The following is a 15,607-nucleotide window of genomic DNA, read 5'->3' as shown; positions in this document are numbered from 1 at the left end:
CGCTATCTTGCCGCACGCAGGCGATCGAGCAGGCCAAAGAGGACGCCCAGCCACAGAAGGATGAAGCCAGGCAAGAAGACCGCTGCATGGCGTTCGACCTCCAGCAGGCCATCGCCAAACACCGAGCTGAAGATGCTGTAGAAACACAGCAAGCCGCCCAGCCAGATGGCATGTGCCCAGAGGCACTGGCGCCCCCGAGGCAGCAGGGTATAGACAAAGGCGGCAGCAGCTAGCACGGCCATGACCGCAACCATCCCCAGGTACAGGCCCCGTGGGGCACTGACCATCAGCGATGAGGGCGAGCTGGCATACATGCCTGGCGACAGCTCACTGGCATGGTGGGGATAAAGCTGGGGGAAAAATCCATAAACCGGTTGGTAGGCCTCTGCGCCCGCGAGCAGTGTCTTGGCAATAGTTGCTGGTTGCTGGGCTGCCAGGTTCAGCAGCTTCAAGCGGCTGATGCTGGCGACCTCCGGGCATATGTTCTCTTTGAGGCCATGGTTGAAGACATGGGCATTGATACCGGCCATTTGGGCGCATTCGGGACGCAGCCCGAGGCTGACGGCTGCTTCTTCTGGCTCGCTGGAATGCATCAACACGCCATAGAAGATGGTGTCGATGCGGTTGACGCGGTCGATGCCGGCATAGAACTCCTGGCTTTGTGCGGGGCGCAGATAGCTATGGCAGAAGCTGGCCACCAGCACCGCGCACAGCATGGCAGCGCTGTGCAAGCGGTAGTGCCTGCCATTGAAGAGCAGGAAGGCGGCAGCCAGCACAATGGCCAGGTAAAAGTACTGCTGGTTGGAAAACCCCAGCATAAAGGTCAGCACTGCCAGCAGCAGCGAGGCCCAGGGGCTGCGCGCGTACGCATCCAGGCGGCAGGCCAGCAGCACCGTCACCACGAACAAGGAAAAGAACAGGCTGCTGAAAACCGGGTAGAGCGACTGGAAGTACAGCAAGGTGCTCATGTCCCACCACAGCAGCACAAAGCAGGCACTGAGAAACAGGCGCAGACGCATGCTGCGCAAGGCCCACATCAGCGCGGCATAGGCCAGCAGCACAATGGCCAGTTTGGTATAGGCCAGGTGCTGGATGGGGAAGGTGTCCCCCACGCTGTGCCCGAGCTTGAGCGCGCTCAGGTAGAGGGTCTCGGCCGTGGGATTGCAAAACTGCCAGAGCCGCTCGTTGTTGTAGTGCAGCTGCGCGACCACCCGGTCGGGTGCAGGGCTGTGGAAGGCTTCGGACTGGGCGTCAAAGTTCCAGATGCCGACGCAGCCCGAGGTACGCAGGAAATCGAAGTTGTTGGGGTAGCCGAGCACCGGTGCGTGCGCGCTGAACACCAGAAAACGACCGATACCCAGCAGCACCAGCACGGCAATGAGTAGCCAGGGCCAGCGGGCACCTTGGCGGTTGGAGACAAAGGCTTGCATGGCCGCTATTGTGCGTTGCCCGCCAGTACTTTCTGCACGATCTGGAAATGGTCCTCAAAAAACTCGGCCTCGCGGGCGCGTATCGCGTCGATGCTGAGCCAGAAGGCCTCGGCCGCGTCATCGTCGGCGCGCACGGCGGGCTTGGGGCTGCGCTGCAGGTCGAAATAATGCACATGGGTGATGGTGCGGCCACGCTGGCTGCGGTCGGGGTGGTCGAACACGGTCACTGATTGCAGGCTGGCCTGCAGTTGCGACTCGTCCAGCGCGCAATGCGTCTCTTCCTGCAGCTCGCGCAGGCAGGATTGCCAAAGGCTGTCGCGCGGCTCGACAAAGCCGCCGGGCAGGGCCAGCAGGCCTTGGCCGGGCGCATGGCCACGGCGGATCAGCAGCACCTCGTTGCCGCAGCGCAGCAGCGCATCGACGGTGACAAAGACCGGCGGGTAGGGCGCTGCCGACCAGGAGGCCTGGTAGCGGCGCAGCATCTGCCATTCGGTTTGCAGCGCGGCGTATTCTGCGGTAGTGCGGAACTGCTGCAGAAACTGCAGCGAGCTGGCGGGCAGCATGTCGGCCAAGGGAGCGAGACTTGCTGCAGAGCCGTCGCCTTGCGTGCCAAAGTAGGCATCGCGGATGGGGGTAGCGTCGATGCTGTTCTGGCGCGGCAGGCTGACCAGCTCCCAACCGGGGAAGTGGGCCAGGTAGCTGCTGCTTTCGTCCTTGAAGTGGCCCACCAGGCCAATGCGCGCACCCGGTGTGCTGTGGCTGGTGACGGCTTCGCGCACGGCGGTCACCCAGCGCGGCTCGTCATAGTAATCGCGGATGGGCACAAACACCAGGCGCGCTGCATCGGTGGGGCAGAGCGCTGCAGCAAACATCTGCGCACGCTCTTGCCAGGTGAAGGGGTTCTTGGGGCTGCGGGCCTGTAGCGCCGATCCCAGTACCACCACCACCTTGCTGGCGCGGGCAAGGGCCTGCTGCAGCAAGGCCAGATGGCCCAGATGCGGCGGCTGGAAGCGGCCAATCAGTACGGCCAGGTCATAGTGCTCGGTAGCTGCGGTCATGTCTCGTTGTCTTGGTGCCTGCTGGGGTGCTGGTTGGGGATTATGCGCTGTGGATGTGCCGGGGCGCCGCGCTGTGTCTTCATGGGTAGTAGGCCGCAATCGGCATTTGCCGGCCGGTGCCAAAAGCGCGCGGGCGCAGCCGCAGGATGGGCGGCGCCTGGCGGCGCTTGTACTCACTGCGGTGGACCATGCGCTGCACCTTGGCGAGGGTCTGGCGTCCTGCCTCGGTCTGTACAAAGCGATCGACAAAGAGGCGCGCGGCGTCGTACTCCAGGCTCGACAGGCGCTGGCCTTCGATGAGGATCTTGAGGATCTCGTCGAGCACGGCGTAGGGTGGCAGGCTGTCCTCGTCCTTCTGGTCGGGGGCCAGCTCGGCCGATGGCGGCTTGTCCATGATGGCCTGGGGGATCAGCTCACGCCCGGCGCTGGCATTGATATGGCGCGCGAGCGCGAACACCTCCGTCTTGTACAGGTCTCCGATCAGGCCCAGGCCGCCGTTGGTGTCGCCATACAGCGTGCAGTAGCCCACGGAGATCTCGGACTTGTTGCCCGTGGTCAGCAGCAAATGGCCAAAAGCATTGCTGTACTCCATCAGAATGGTGCCGCGAATGCGGGCCTGCACATTCTCCAGCGGCAGGCCTTGCAAAGGGCTGCCAAAGCTGGCCTCAAACTGCCGGGCATAGCCCTGTACCAGGTCGGCAATCGGGTGCGTGTGCAGCGCAATGCCCAGATTGCGGCACAGCGCCACTGAATCGTCCACCGAGCCGCTGGAGGAATAGTGCGAGGGCATGGTGATGCCCACCACGTTCTCGGGGCCGAGCGCCTCGGCCGCCAGCGCCAGGGTCAGCGCCGAATCGATGCCGCCGGAGCTGCCGACCACCACCTGGCGGAAGCCGCAGCGGCGTGCATAGTCGCGCAGGCCCAGAATGGTCTGCTGGCGGTAGAACTCCATCGTCGGCAGGCCTTCAGCCGGAGGGGTGGCGGGCTGTGTGCCATCGGGCAGGCAGAAGTCGCCACTGTCAAAGCCCAGCGTGCAGACGGATTGCACAAAGCGCGGCGCCTCCCAAACAATGCCGCGCTCGGGCTGCACCGCAAACGATGCGCCGTCGAACACGATCTGGTCCTGGCCTCCGATCTGGTTGACATACAGAATCGGCAGGCCATGGCGGCGCGAGGCATGGCTGAAGATCTGGTGGCGCTCCTCGCGCTTGCCCAGGTGGCTGGGGCTGGCATTGATGCTGACGACCACATCGGGGGCGGCATCGGCCATGCGCTCGAAGGGGTTGGTGGCGTAGTCGGCGCCGCTGTCGTTCCAGCCGTCCTCGCAGATCAGAAAGCCGACCTGCATCTGGCCGATGCGCAGCACCTTGGCCACGTCGCGGCCGGGCTCAAAGTGGCGGCGCTCGTCAAAGATGTTGTAGGTAGGCAGCAGCTGCTTGTCGTACTGCAGGCGGATGGCGCCGTTGTGCAGCACCAAGAGGCTGTTGTGCAAATGCTTGCCGGGGCCGGCGGCGCGGGTGGGCGCGCCCAGCACCCAGTGCAGATCGGGCAGTTGCTGGCTCTCTTGCAAAAGCCGCGCAATGCCGGCATCGACGCGCGCCAGAAAGTCGGGCTCGTCGAGCAGGTCGCCGGGGTAGTAGGCGGTCAGCGACAGCTCGGCAAAGACGACCAGTTGCGCGCCGTCGGCCTGCGCCTGGCGGGCGGCGGCCAGCATCTGGTCGATGTTGCCGTCCATGTCGCCCACGGTGGGGTTGAGCTGGGCCAGGGTGATCTTGAGCATGGAGGTTCCTTACTGCGTCACATGGAACACTTGCTTGAGGTAGGCCAGGTAGGTCTCGTCGTCGCACAGGGTTTTGCCTGGGCTGTCGCTGAGCTTGGCCACCGGCTGGCCGTTGGCATGCGTGAGCTTCATCACGATGTTGAGCTGCTTGAGACCCATGTCGTTGGCCAGCTGGGTGCCGATGCCAAAGCCGCACTGGATGCGATCGGCAAAGTGCTGGTAGAGGGCCAGCGCGCTGTCCAGGGTCAGGCCATCGGAGAACACCAGGCGCTTGGCATGCGCATTGATGCGCAGCTTGGCGTAGTGGGCCAGCGCTTTTTCGCCCCATTCATAGGGGTCGCCCGAGTCATGGCGCAAGCCGTCGAACAGCTTGGCAAAGTACATGTCGAAATCGGCGAGGAAGGCATCCATGCCGACGGTGTCCGTCAGCGCAATGCCCAGATCGCCCCGGTACTCCTGCACCCAGTCTTCCAGCGCAGCGATCTGAAAATCACGCAGGCGCACGCCATGGGCCTGGTAGCTTTGCAGGTACTCGTGAGCCATGGTGCCAATGGGCACCAGGTTCAGGTCGCGCGCCAGCAGCACGTTGGACGTGCCCTTGAACCACTGCGCCGTCTGCGTGGCAAAGGCCTGCACCACCTCGCGCTGCCAGGGGGCCGAAAAGCGCCGGCGCACGCCAAAGTCAAACAGCTCAAAGGGGTGGCGGTGCTTGGCCTCTTGCGCCAGCTCCTGCAGCCGCACTATTTTTGCCCCCAGGCGCTTGCGCCCTTCAGCCAGCGCGCTGGCCTGCGCAAAGCGGCGGAAGTACAGCTCGTTGACGATGGACAGCACAAAAATCTCAAAACCCATCACATGCACCTGAGGGCCATGGGCCACGATGTGCAGACCGTCGCCATCGGGCTCGACCTCGATGAAATCACGCTGGAACTGGAAGATGCGCAGAAAGTCGATGAAGTCGCTCTTCATGAAGCGCAGACTGGCCAGGTAGTCGAGCTCGTCCTTCTTGAACTTCAGCGCACACAGCGCGTCGATCTCGGCGCGCACTTCGGCCAGCAGATCGACCAGCGGAAACTCGGTCTGCGAGCGGCAGACAAAGCGGTAGGTGGACTGGGTCTGCGGATGGCGATGGAGCATGGCCTGCCACATCGTGAACTTGTACAAATCGGTGTCGAGCAGGCTGGTGATGATGGGCTGCATACCGCGTCTTTCTCTGTCAAAAATACGATCCATCAGCGCTTGTCCCTCAAGCACCAATGGCCAAACGGCTTACAAATTGAAAGCCGTGCTGGTGCAGCAGCGTACACCGAGGGCGCGCATCTGCTGCAAAAAGGTGTCTTGCTCCGCCTCAAAGCCGGCGACCGGGCTCATGCAGTCGGTCAGCAGGACAATGCGCGAGAAATCCTCGGCGCCCCACAGCGGCACAATATGCTGCACGATGTGCTCGGTGGTGGCGCGCACGCAGTGGCTGCCCGCCTCACCGGCAATCACCAGGGTATCGGCCTGCGCCAGCTGCTGGAGCAGAGCGGTGTTGAGGCCAGTTTCTGCATCCTGCGGGTCAGGCACCTCAGCGCAGATGGCGCTGTAGTGCTCGGTGTAGGGGTTCATGCCCTTGAACACATGCTTGACTGCACGCTGGCGCTGGCTTTGCCATTGGCGGCAGGCGTTCAATATGTCGGCATGCACGCCATGGCCGATGCCGCCGATCTCGCAGTGCAGCGGCCAGACCATCAAGGTGTAGCGGCCCTGGGCTTCCAGCGCATCCAGATAGGCGAGGGTACGGGCCTGCTCGTCCGGGTTGCGGGGCTGGAAGCTGCCGTCGCGCATCTGGGCCGCCGTGATGGCGGTAAAAGGCTGCACCGGGTTGCCATCGCCTTGCTGCCAGAAGGCGGGGTGGGCAATGTCATAGGCCTGGTGGGAGTCGAGTGTGACGGTGATGCCATCGAGCTGCGCAGCATGCTGCAGCAGCCATTGCGCCAGGCGTTGCATGTCGGCATGGGCGCCGGCCACCGGCAGGCTGGGGGCATAAGGCGCGGGGCTCGCCGCGCTGCTGGGGCGCCAGTCTGGTGGCAGATCGCAAAAGTCGTTTTGCGGGTCGATGATGAGCAGCTGTGTGCGTTGGCGCATGTCTTTCTCCTTCGATGTGAGGCAGTCTACGCTTGTTAAAACATTTTTGCAACTAACTAATTAAAAAAGGTCGAAGCAAATCTTTTGCCTGAAGTCTGTATTTTTATTGATTCTGGGTGGCTGCAGCGGCATACTGCCCTTCATGAAAAAGACTTGGTACAGAAATGATGCAAAGTGAAGCCGCCTCCATCCAGGTGCTGACCACCGTGGATGTGGTGGTGCTGACCTTGGTGGACGGGGTGCTGAGCGTCGTGATGGTGCAGCGCGAGCGCGCGCCGTTTGCCGGGGTCTGGGCTTTGCCGGGCGGCTACATCCATGCGCAAGAGGACGCCGATGCCCATGCCAGTGCCGCCCGCGTGCTGCGCAGCAAGGCGGGGATCGAAGAGGCGTACCTGGAACAGCTGGCCACTTTTAGCGGCCCGGCGCGTGACCCACGCGGCTGGTCGGTCGCCATCAGCTATTGCGCATTGATCCCGCAGCAAAAGCTGCCCACGCCAAGGCCGGGGCTGAAGCTGGTACCCGTCGCTGCCACTGGCCAGTTGCCGTTTGACCATGCACAGATCCTGCAGGCAGCGCTGGCGCGGGTGCGCAGCAAGAGCCAGTACTCCTCGCTGCCGGTGCATTTTTTTGGCGAGACCTTTACCCTGCCGCAGCTGCAGCAGGTCTATGAAAGCATCCTGGGCGAGCCGCTGAACAAGGTGAGCTTTCGCCGCAAGATGGACGAGCTGGGCATGCTGGAGCCCGTGCCGGGCGAAATGCAGGCCGGTGGCGCGCACCGGCCGGCGCAGCTGTACCGGGTGCGGCCGGAGTTCAGGCAGCAGCTGGCGCTGAGTGCGAGAGGATTGTGAGTGCGTTGCCCGGACTGACGAGCGCGCATGAAAAAATCCGCTGGATCACTCCGAGCGGATTTTTAAAGCAGACTAATCTGAACTGAATTACTTCAAGCCAGCAGCAGCGCGCAGTAGCGCAGCCTTGTCCGTACGCTCCCACGTAAACTCAGGTTCTTCACGGCCAAAGTGGCCATAAGCTGCCGTCTTGCTGTAGATCGGGCGCAGCAGGTCCAGCATCTGGATGATGCCCTTGGGACGCAGGTCAAAGTGCGCGGCCACCAGCTTGGCGATGTCGGCATCGGGGATCACGCCGGTGCCTTCGGTGTAGACGGTGATGTTCATCGGACGGGCCACACCGATCGCATAGGCCACCTGCACCTGGCACTGGCGCGCCAGACCGGCGGCGACCACGTTCTTGGCGACATAGCGGGCAGCGTAGGCGGCAGAGCGGTCCACCTTCGTTGGATCCTTGCCGGAGAAGGCACCGCCGCCATGGGGGCAGGCACCGCCGTAGGTGTCCACAATGATCTTGCGGCCGGTGAGGCCACAGTCGCCCTGGGGGCCGCCCACGACGAAGCGGCCGGTGGGGTTGATCAGGTACTTGGTGTCCTGCAGCCATTCCGATGGCAGCACGGGCTTGATGATCTCTTCGATGATGGCTTCGGTGAAGCTGGCCTTCATCTTGGTGGCGGTTTCCGACTGGTCGGGGCTGTGCTGGGTGGACAGCACGACGGTGTCGATGCTGTGGGGCTTGCCGTCCACATAGCGCATGGTGACCTGGCTCTTGGCGTCAGGGCGCAGGAAAGGCAGGCGGCCATCCTTGCGCAGCTGGGCCTGGCGCTCGACCAGGCGGTGCGCGTAGTAGATCGGCGCGGGCATCAGCTCGGGCGTTTCGTCGCAGGCATAGCCAAACATCAGGCCCTGGTCACCTGCGCCGGTGTTCAGCTCGTCATCGCTGGCCTTGTCCACGCCCTGGGCGATGTCCTGGCTTTGCTTGTCATAGGCCACCAGCACGGCGCAGCCCTTGTAGTCGATGCCGTAGTCGGTGTTGTCGTAGCCGATACGCTTGATGGTGTCGCGGGCCACCTGGATGTAGTCCACGTTGGCGCCGGTGGTGATCTCGCCTGCCAATACCACCAAGCCGGTGTTGGTCAGTGTCTCTGCCGCCACGCGGCTGTGTGGATCTTGGGTGAAAATAGCGTCCAAAATCGCATCAGAGATCTGGTCGGCTACTTTATCGGGATGGCCTTCGGACACTGATTCCGAGGTAAACAGAAAATCGCTGTTTGCCATAAACAAAAAACTCCTTCAAAGCTTGGGCAATTGCGTTGCCCGAGCCTTAAAGGAGCCTGGCGAACGCTTTAGCAGTTTGTTTTTAACGTCGCCCTGCAAGTTGCTCTTTAACTCAGCGACCGACACATTCTAATGCCTTTCTTGTTTCGACTATTTGCTGCGCTGCCGTTGTGGCTATTGCATGGCCTGGGCGCTGGCCTGGGCTGGCTCACTTTCGTGGCCTCGCCCACCTACCGCCGGCGCTTTCTGGCCAATGCCCAGCAGGCGGGTTACCGTTTTGCCGATGTGAAAAAGGCCGTGGCCCATGCCGGGCGCATGGTGGCCGAGGTGCCGCGCCTGTGGTTTGGCGCGCCGCTGCCCTGCGATATCCATGGGGCCGAGGTGATCGAGCAGGCGCTGGCTGACGGCAAGGGCATTGTGTTTTTGACCCCGCACATGGGCTGCTTTGAGCTGTCGGCCCAGTATATGGCGCGGCGCTGGGGCGTGGTGCATGGCCCCATTACCGTGCTCTACCGCCCGGCGCGCCAGGCCTGGCTGGCCAAGCTGATGGAGACAGCGCGTGCACGCCCCGGCCTGGCTTCGGCCCCGACAACGATGGCGGGGGTGCGGCAGATGATCAAGGCCTTGCGCCAAGGCCATAGCGTGGGACTGCTGCCCGACCAGGTGCCGCCCGATGGCCAGGGCATGTGGGTGCCTTTTTTTGGCAAACCCGCCTACTCGATGACCTTGGCTGCCAAGTTGGCCCAGCAGACGGGTGCGGCTGTTATATTGGCGCGCTGTGTGCGCCGGCCCCTGGGCCGGGGCTTTGATCTGTATGTGCGCGGCCTGCAGACCCCGCTGGCCCAGGAGGCGGAAGCCGCCGTGCTGCAGATCAACCAGGAAATGGAGCGCTTGATCCGCGACAGCCCCGAGCAGTACCTCTGGGGCTATGCGCGCTACAAGCAGCCGCGCAGCCTCGCTGCCGCTCCCTCGGAAGGTCAAAAGCATGGGTAAGTTGTTTATCGGGTGGATGTGGCTGATGTCGCACCTGCCTTTGTCGGTCTTGCGCGGCCTGGGCTGGTTGATGGGCCGGGTGCTGTTCTATCTGGTGCCATCGCGCCGCCGCATTGCGCTGCGCAATCTGGAGCTGTGCTTTCCCGAAGCCAGCGCTGAGCAGCGCCGGGCCTGGGCCAAGCAAAGCTTTGTGGTGTTCTGTCAAACCTGGCTGGACCGCAGCTGGCTGTGGTTTGCACCACAAAAAACGCTGGAGAAACGCACCCGCATGGCGGGCGCGCTCGAAGAGCTGGAAGGCGATACGCCGACCATCATCTTTGCGCCGCACTTCTACAGCATGGATGCCGGCGGTACGGCGCTCACCATCCACTGCAGCCGGCCCTTCACGTCGATCTTCTCGACCCAGCCCAATGCCGATGTCGATGCCTGGATCCGCAAGGGCCGCCAGCGCTTTGGCGATGTGCGCATGCTCAACCGCGACGATGGCATCAAGCCCATCATTGCCAGCCTGCGCAAGGACCATGGGCTGTTGTACCTGCTGCCGGACATGGACTTTGGCCCCAGCGACTCGCTGTTTGTGCCATATTTTGGCCAGGTGGCCGCGACCATTCCCTCGCTGTCGCGCTTTGCGCGGCTGGGCAAGGCCAAGGTGATCGGCATGTATACGCGGCTGACGCCCGAGGGCTATGAGGTGACCATCTCGCCCGCCTGGCAGGACTTTCCCACTGACGATGTAGTGGCTGATACCACGCGCCAGAACCGTGAGTTGGAAGCCCAGATCCGCACCATGGTGCCCCAGTACTACTGGGTGCACAAGCGCTTCAAGACCCGGCCCGAAGGCGAGCCCTCGCTCTATTCATAAACAACAAAGGCCCGAAGGGGCCTTTGTTGTTTGGCGTTCCTGCAGTTTATTGCTCGTCCGCAGGGGCTTCTGGCGCTGCTGGCGCGGCCTCAGGGCTGACCAGGCCTTCAGGGTGCGACCACTGCCACAGCAGCTGGGCGACCTTGTCCACATTCTGCTTCTTTAATGCGCTGAACAGCATCACCTCACCACCGCCGGCATTGAGCTTGGTGATGGACAGGATCTTGGCCTGCTCGACGCGGGTCAGCTTGTCGGCCTTGGTGAGCAAAATCAAGAACTTGAGGCCTTGCTCCACCCGGGGGCGGATGATGTCGAGCAGCGCTTCGTCCAGCTCGGTCAGGCCCAGGCGCGGGTCGCAGAGCAGCACAATGCCCGTCAGGCTGGGGCGGCTGACGAGGTAGTTCACCATCACCTGCTGCCAGCGCTTCTTGTCCTCGCGCGAGACAGCGGCATAGCCGTAACCGGGCAGGTCGGCCAGCACGGCATCGATCACGCCCTTCTTGCCCAGTGAGAACAGGTTGATATGCTGGGTGCGGCCGGGCTTTTTCGAGGCAAAGGCCAGCTGGTTCTGCTGGGTGAGCGTATTGATCGATGTGGACTTGCCCGCATTGGAGCGGCCCACAAAGGCGAACTCGGGCACATCGACAACAGGCAATTGGTGCAGCTGCGCAGCGGTGGTGAAAAAGCGGGCGGTGTGCATCCAGCCCAAAGCCGCCTTGCCATCAATGCCTGGGCTTGGCGTGTCTGCAACGGCTTGGGGGGTACTAGGTGTTGTCGTCATGTGCGTTCGAGTCTATCTAAGGCATCATTGTAGAATCTGGCCGCTTTGGCCTTATACCCATAAACCAGACAAAGACCCACGATATGAAGTTGATCGCCCCTTTGCTGACAACGGCTGTACTGGCTTTTTCTTCCGTTTCTGTGTATTCGGCGTCCGAGACGCCCAACCGGTCGCCCAAGCCGGACCTGGCCAAAGGGGAGGCCAGTTACACCGCCGTCTGCGTCGCTTGCCACAATGCCGATGGCAATGCTTCCATCGCCATCAACCCCAAACTCTCGCAGCAGCATCCTGAGTACCTGCTCAAGCAGCTGCAGGAGTTCAAATCCGGCAAGCGCAAGGACCCGGTGATGCAGGGCATGGTTGCCGGCCTGTCGGATTCGGACATGCTCAATATCTCGGCCTGGCTGGCCAGCAAACCCGGCAAGCTCGGTTTTGCCAAGGACAAGGACGCCGTGGCCCTGGGCGAGCGCATCTACCGCGGCGGCCTGCCCGACCGCCAGATTGCCGCCTGCGCGGGCTGCCACAGCCCCAATGGCGCGGGCATTCCGGCCCAGTACCCCCGGCTTTCGGGCCAGAACGCTGATTACGTCAGCAAGACCTTGCATGATTTCCGCGATGGCAAGCGCGGCAACAGCCTGCAGATGACTGGCGTCACCGCCAAGATGAACGACAAGGAAATCAAGGCGGTGTCGGACTATATTGCGGGCCTGCGCTAGGCCGGCGCCCTGCGCGTTGGGCCTGTGCCGCCACGGGGAAAGCCCCCGCGCAAAGACATTGAGCGCGTTGCTGGGCATTTTCCGGCCCCCCGGGCTATCCCTAGGGTTGCAGACTAAACTTGGCGTTCTGCGAACTTGTACTCTGGTGGCGACTCCATGGGGTGCGGACTGGCAGCGCAGCAGCGGTCCTGCTCCTGCTTTTCACCGATAGCGTCGTACCATGTCTGAATCTTCTCCCCCGCCAACGCAGCTGCAGCCTCAGCTGGGCACCCGTGCCGTCTATGAGATGCTGTCGTCGATGCGCTTTGCGATTGCGCTGCTGTCCATTATCTGCATTGCCTCGGTCATCGGCACCGTATTGCGCCAGCATGAGCCGGCCGTCAACTACGTCAACCAGTTTGGCCCCTTCTGGGCGCAACTGTTTCTGTCGCTCAAGCTCAATGCGGTCTACAGCGCCTGGTGGTTTCTGCTGATCCTGGCGTTTTTGGTGACCAGCACCAGCCTGTGCATTGCCAAGCATGCGCCCAAATACCTGGCCGATTTGCGCCAGTACAAAGAAAACCTGCGCGTGCAAAGCCTGCAGGCCTTCCACCACCAGGCCAGCGCCCATTTGGCAGAGACCCCGGCGCAGGCGGCGCAGCGGGTGGGATCGCAGCTGGCCGGCAGCGGCTGGAAGGTGCGCCTGCAAGAGCGCAGCGATGGCTGGATGGTGGCGGCCAAGGCCGGTGCCGCCCACAAGATGGGCTACCTGGCAGCGCACAGCGCCATTGTGCTGATCTGCCTGGGTGGCCTGCTCGATGGCGACTTGATTGTGCGTGCGCAAATGCTGCTGGGCGGCAAGACCACCTTCAGCGGCGGCGGCATGATTGCCGATGTGCCCGAGCAGCACCGGCTGTCCGCCAGCAACCCGACCTTTCGCGGCAACCTGATCGTGGCCGAGGGCGCGCAGTCGGGCACGGCCATCCTCAACCAGTCGGACGGCATCCTGCTGCAGGATTTGCCGTTTTCGGTGGAGCTGAAGAAATTCATCGTCGAGTACTACTCCACCGGCATGCCCCGGCTATTTGCCAGCGAGGTGGTGCTGCATGACAAGAAAACCGGCGCTGCGGTGGAAAAACGCATCGAGGTGAACCATCCCGCCAGCTACCAGGGCATCGAGATCTACCAATCGAGCTTTGAAGACGGCGGATCGCGCCTGCAGCTGCGCGCCGTGCCGCTGGTGCCGGGCATGAAGAGCTTTGAGGTGAAGGGCGAAGTGGGTGCCTCCACGCAGATCACGATGGGCGAGGGCCAGCCACCGCTGGAGATGGAGTTCACCGGCCTGCGCACCATCAATGTAGAGAATATGGGCGCCAACCCGGGTGATACGGCACAAGGCGGCACCGATGTGCGCAAGGTGGATTTGAGATCCAGCCTGGACAACCACCTGGGCGCTGGCAACAAGGTGACCACGCCGCGCGATCTGCGCAATGTGGGCCCCAGCGTCAGCTACAAGCTGCGCGATGCCTCGGGCCAGGCGCGCGAGTTCAACAACTACATGCTGCCCGTCGACATGGGAGATGGTCAGCCGGTCTACCTCTGGGGCGTGCGAGAGACTTTGGCCGACCAGTTCCGCTACCTGCGCATTCCGGCCGATGACCAGTCCAGCTACCGCGGCTTCCTGCGTTTGAAGGCAGCGCTGCAAACGCCAGCGATGCGCGAACGGGCCGTGCAGCAGTATGTGGCCGGCGCCGTGGAGCCGAGCCGCCCCGCACTGCGCGAGCAGCTCTATGCCTCGGCGCTCAAGGCGCTGGTGATTTTTGCCGGCGATGGCCAGACAGGTGCGAACAGCGTCACCGGCTTGCAGGCGATTTCGGCCTTCATGGAGCAAAATGTGCCCGAAGGCGAACGCGCCAAGGCGGGCGAAGTGCTGGTGCGCATCCTGAACGGTGTGCTGTTTGAGTTGATGCAGGTGGCGCGGGCCGACGAGGGCCTGGCACCGCTGGAGCCCAATGAGCAGACGCAGCGCTTCATGACCCAGTCGGTGCTGTCGCTCAGCGATGCGCTGCTGTACCCCGAGCCCCTGGTGTTTGAGCTGACCCAGTTTGACCAGGTGCAGGCCAGCGTCTTCCAGGTGGCCAAGGCGCCGGGCAAGCTGGTCGTGTACCTGGGCTGCCTGTTCCTGATTCTGGGGGTGTTTGCGATGCTCTATGTGCGTGACCGGCGCCTGTGGGTCTGGCTGGCGCCGCGCGCCGATGGCAGTGCCGATGCGCGCATGGCCTTGTCCACCAACCGCCGCACCCTGGATGTGGACCGCGATTTTGAGGGCCTGAGTCAAAAGCTTCTGGGCACCAGCCCCAGCGGAGAACAACGATGAATACTGCTTCCACCAACCTGCCGCCCGCCCAGGCGGGCACCGTGGTTCAAACGGTGCAACTCAACCCCGGCTACTTCAGCAGCCGATCGGTCTGGGACTGGCTGTTTGCATTGGCCCTGGCCGTTGGCGGCGGTTTTGCGCTGTTTTTGTACGGCCACCATATGGATGGCTACGAAAAAGGCATCCTCATCGCCTCGGTGCCGTTTTTCATCTGGCTGGGCTGGTTCTGGCGGCCCTTGCAGCTGTTGATGCTGGTGGTGACTGCGCTGTCGCTGCTGGCCATTGGCCTGTACCGGGTCGATGGCGCAGGGCAGATCGCCCGGTCGGAGACGGTGTTTGGCCTCAAGTATTTTCTGTCCAGCCAGTCGGCCATCCTGTGGATGAGCGTGCTGTTCTTCATGAGCACGGTGTTTTACTGGATCGGCCTGCTCTCCAAGGGCGAGGGATCGGCGCTCACAGCCGTCGGCTGCCGCCTGACCTGGCTGGCCATTGTGATGGCCCTGGTGGGCACGATGGCGCGCTGGTATGAGAGCTATCTGATGGGGCCGGACATCGGCCATATCCCCGTCAGCAACCTGTATGAAGTGTTTGTGCTGTTCGCCTGGATGACGGCGCTTTTCTACCTCTACTTTGAAGCGCATTACCAGACCCGGGCGCTGGGCGGCTTTGTGATGCTGGTGGTCAGCGCCTCGGTGGGCTTTTTGCTGTGGTACACCGTCGCGCGCCAGGCCCATGAGATCCAGCCGCTGGTGCCCGCGCTTCAAAGCTGGTGGATGAAGCTGCATGTGCCAGCCAATTTTGTCGGCTACGGCACCTTTGCGCTGGCGGCCATGGTGGCACTGGCCTACCTGCTCAAGGCCGCCACGCAGCGCGCTCTGTGGATCGGCCTGGTGCTCGTGCCCATGCTGGTGCTGGTGCTGCCGCTGGTGGCTTTCCGCATCTGGGGCGATGAGAGCCTCTACCCCTCGCTCGACAAGACCTTGCGCATGGCCTTGCCGCTGGAGCTGTTCTTCGGGCTGATGATCCTGCTGCGCGGCTGGATCAACCGGGGCACGCCGCGCCTGCAGATCATGGATGACCTGATGTACAAGGCCATCGCCGTGGGATTTGCCTTCTTTACCATTGCCACCGTGCTGGGTGCGCTCTGGGCGGCCGAGGCCTGGGGCGGCTACTGGAGCTGGGACCCCAAGGAGACCTGGGCGCTGATCGTCTGGCTCAACTATGCCGCCTGGCTGCACATGCGCCTGGTCAAGGGCCTGCGCGGTGCGGTCTCGGCCTGGTGGGCGCTGGTGGGCCTGGTGGTGACCACCTTCGCGTTCCTTGGCGTGAACATGTTTCTCTCGGGCTTGCACAGCTACGGCACGCTGTAAGCGGTACGCGCCAG

At 63.0% G+C, this 15,607-nt stretch carries 13 protein-coding genes; 6 read left to right on the top strand and 7 right to left on the bottom strand.

Annotated features, from left to right (window positions below; translation table 11 throughout):
• Positions 1-2: 2 nt before the first annotated feature.
• The 5 genes from wsfD to WH265_RS22565 form a co-directional block, all read right to left on the bottom strand.
• Positions 3-1,430, bottom strand: coding sequence for a glycan biosynthesis hexose transferase WsfD (wsfD, locus tag WH265_RS22585; RefSeq protein ID WP_339559731.1), 1,428 nt, complete (start codon positions 1,428-1,430; stop codon positions 3-5).
• 5 nt (positions 1,431-1,435) lie between these two features.
• Positions 1,436-2,488 carry a bifunctional nicotinamide-nucleotide adenylyltransferase/Nudix hydroxylase gene (locus WH265_RS22580; RefSeq protein WP_339559730.1) on the bottom strand — a complete coding sequence of 351 codons (1,053 nt, stop codon included), beginning with the start codon at positions 2,486-2,488 and terminating at the stop codon, positions 1,436-1,438.
• A 79-nt stretch (positions 2,489-2,567) separates the two neighbouring features.
• Positions 2,568-4,268 (bottom strand): NAD+ synthase, encoded by a 1,701-nt coding sequence (locus WH265_RS22575; protein ID WP_339559729.1) that lies wholly within the window; start codon positions 4,266-4,268, stop codon positions 2,568-2,570.
• 9 nt (positions 4,269-4,277) lie between these two features.
• Entirely contained in the window at positions 4,278-5,465 is a 1,188-nt protein-coding gene (gene pncB, locus WH265_RS22570) for a nicotinate phosphoribosyltransferase (RefSeq protein WP_339534026.1), read from the bottom strand.
• 69 nt (positions 5,466-5,534) lie between these two features.
• Positions 5,535-6,392, bottom strand: a complete 858-nt coding sequence (locus WH265_RS22565; RefSeq protein WP_339559728.1) for a cysteine hydrolase — start codon at positions 6,390-6,392, stop codon at positions 5,535-5,537.
• A 167-nt stretch (positions 6,393-6,559) separates the two neighbouring features.
• Between WH265_RS22565 and WH265_RS22560 the strand changes: the two genes are divergently transcribed.
• Positions 6,560-7,240 carry an NUDIX hydrolase gene (locus tag WH265_RS22560; RefSeq protein WP_339534130.1) on the top strand — a complete coding sequence of 227 codons (681 nt, stop codon included), beginning with the start codon at positions 6,560-6,562 and terminating at the stop codon, positions 7,238-7,240.
• 87 nt (positions 7,241-7,327) lie between these two features.
• Here WH265_RS22560 and metK read toward each other — a convergent pair whose 3' ends face one another.
• Positions 7,328-8,515, bottom strand: a complete 1,188-nt coding sequence (metK, locus tag WH265_RS22555) for a methionine adenosyltransferase (RefSeq protein ID WP_239810717.1) — start codon at positions 8,513-8,515, stop codon at positions 7,328-7,330.
• A gap of 132 nt (positions 8,516-8,647) precedes the next feature.
• Between metK and WH265_RS22550 the strand changes: the two genes are divergently transcribed.
• Together WH265_RS22550 and WH265_RS22545 are read left to right on the top strand one after the other, a co-directional pair.
• Complete coding sequence (locus WH265_RS22550; RefSeq protein WP_339559727.1) at positions 8,648-9,508, top strand: lysophospholipid acyltransferase family protein; 861 nt, start codon at positions 8,648-8,650, stop codon at positions 9,506-9,508.
• Positions 9,501-10,370, top strand: coding sequence for a lysophospholipid acyltransferase family protein (locus tag WH265_RS22545; RefSeq protein ID WP_339559726.1), 870 nt, complete (start codon positions 9,501-9,503; stop codon positions 10,368-10,370). The genes WH265_RS22550 and WH265_RS22545 overlap by 8 nt, the downstream gene beginning before the upstream one ends.
• 46 nt (positions 10,371-10,416) lie before the next feature.
• Here WH265_RS22545 and yihA read toward each other — a convergent pair whose 3' ends face one another.
• Positions 10,417-11,151 (bottom strand): ribosome biogenesis GTP-binding protein YihA/YsxC, encoded by a 735-nt coding sequence (yihA, locus tag WH265_RS22540; RefSeq protein ID WP_339559725.1) that lies wholly within the window; start codon positions 11,149-11,151, stop codon positions 10,417-10,419.
• Positions 11,152-11,234: 83 nt separating this feature from the next.
• Here yihA and WH265_RS22535 point away from each other — a divergent pair, with 83 nt between their 5' ends.
• From WH265_RS22535 to ccsB, 3 genes are all read left to right on the top strand, one after another.
• The gene (locus WH265_RS22535) at positions 11,235-11,867 is read left to right on the top strand and encodes a c-type cytochrome (protein ID WP_021026129.1); all 633 of its coding nucleotides are present in this window, start codon (positions 11,235-11,237) and stop codon (positions 11,865-11,867) included.
• A 220-nt stretch (positions 11,868-12,087) separates the two neighbouring features.
• On the top strand, positions 12,088-14,223 hold the full coding sequence (locus WH265_RS22530; RefSeq protein ID WP_445228570.1) for a cytochrome c biogenesis protein ResB: 2,136 nt from the start codon (positions 12,088-12,090) through the stop codon (positions 14,221-14,223).
• Positions 14,220-15,593 carry a c-type cytochrome biogenesis protein CcsB gene (ccsB, locus tag WH265_RS22525; protein WP_339559724.1) on the top strand — a complete coding sequence of 458 codons (1,374 nt, stop codon included), beginning with the start codon at positions 14,220-14,222 and terminating at the stop codon, positions 15,591-15,593. The genes WH265_RS22530 and ccsB overlap by 4 nt, the downstream gene beginning before the upstream one ends.
• The last annotated feature ends 14 nt before the right edge of the window (positions 15,594-15,607 follow it).

Origin of the sequence: Comamonas sp. MYb396 (assembly GCF_037479555.1) — a bacterium.
Lineage (GTDB): Bacteria > Pseudomonadota > Gammaproteobacteria > Burkholderiales > Burkholderiaceae_C > Comamonas.
This window is presented reverse-complemented; position numbering and strand designations above follow the sequence as displayed.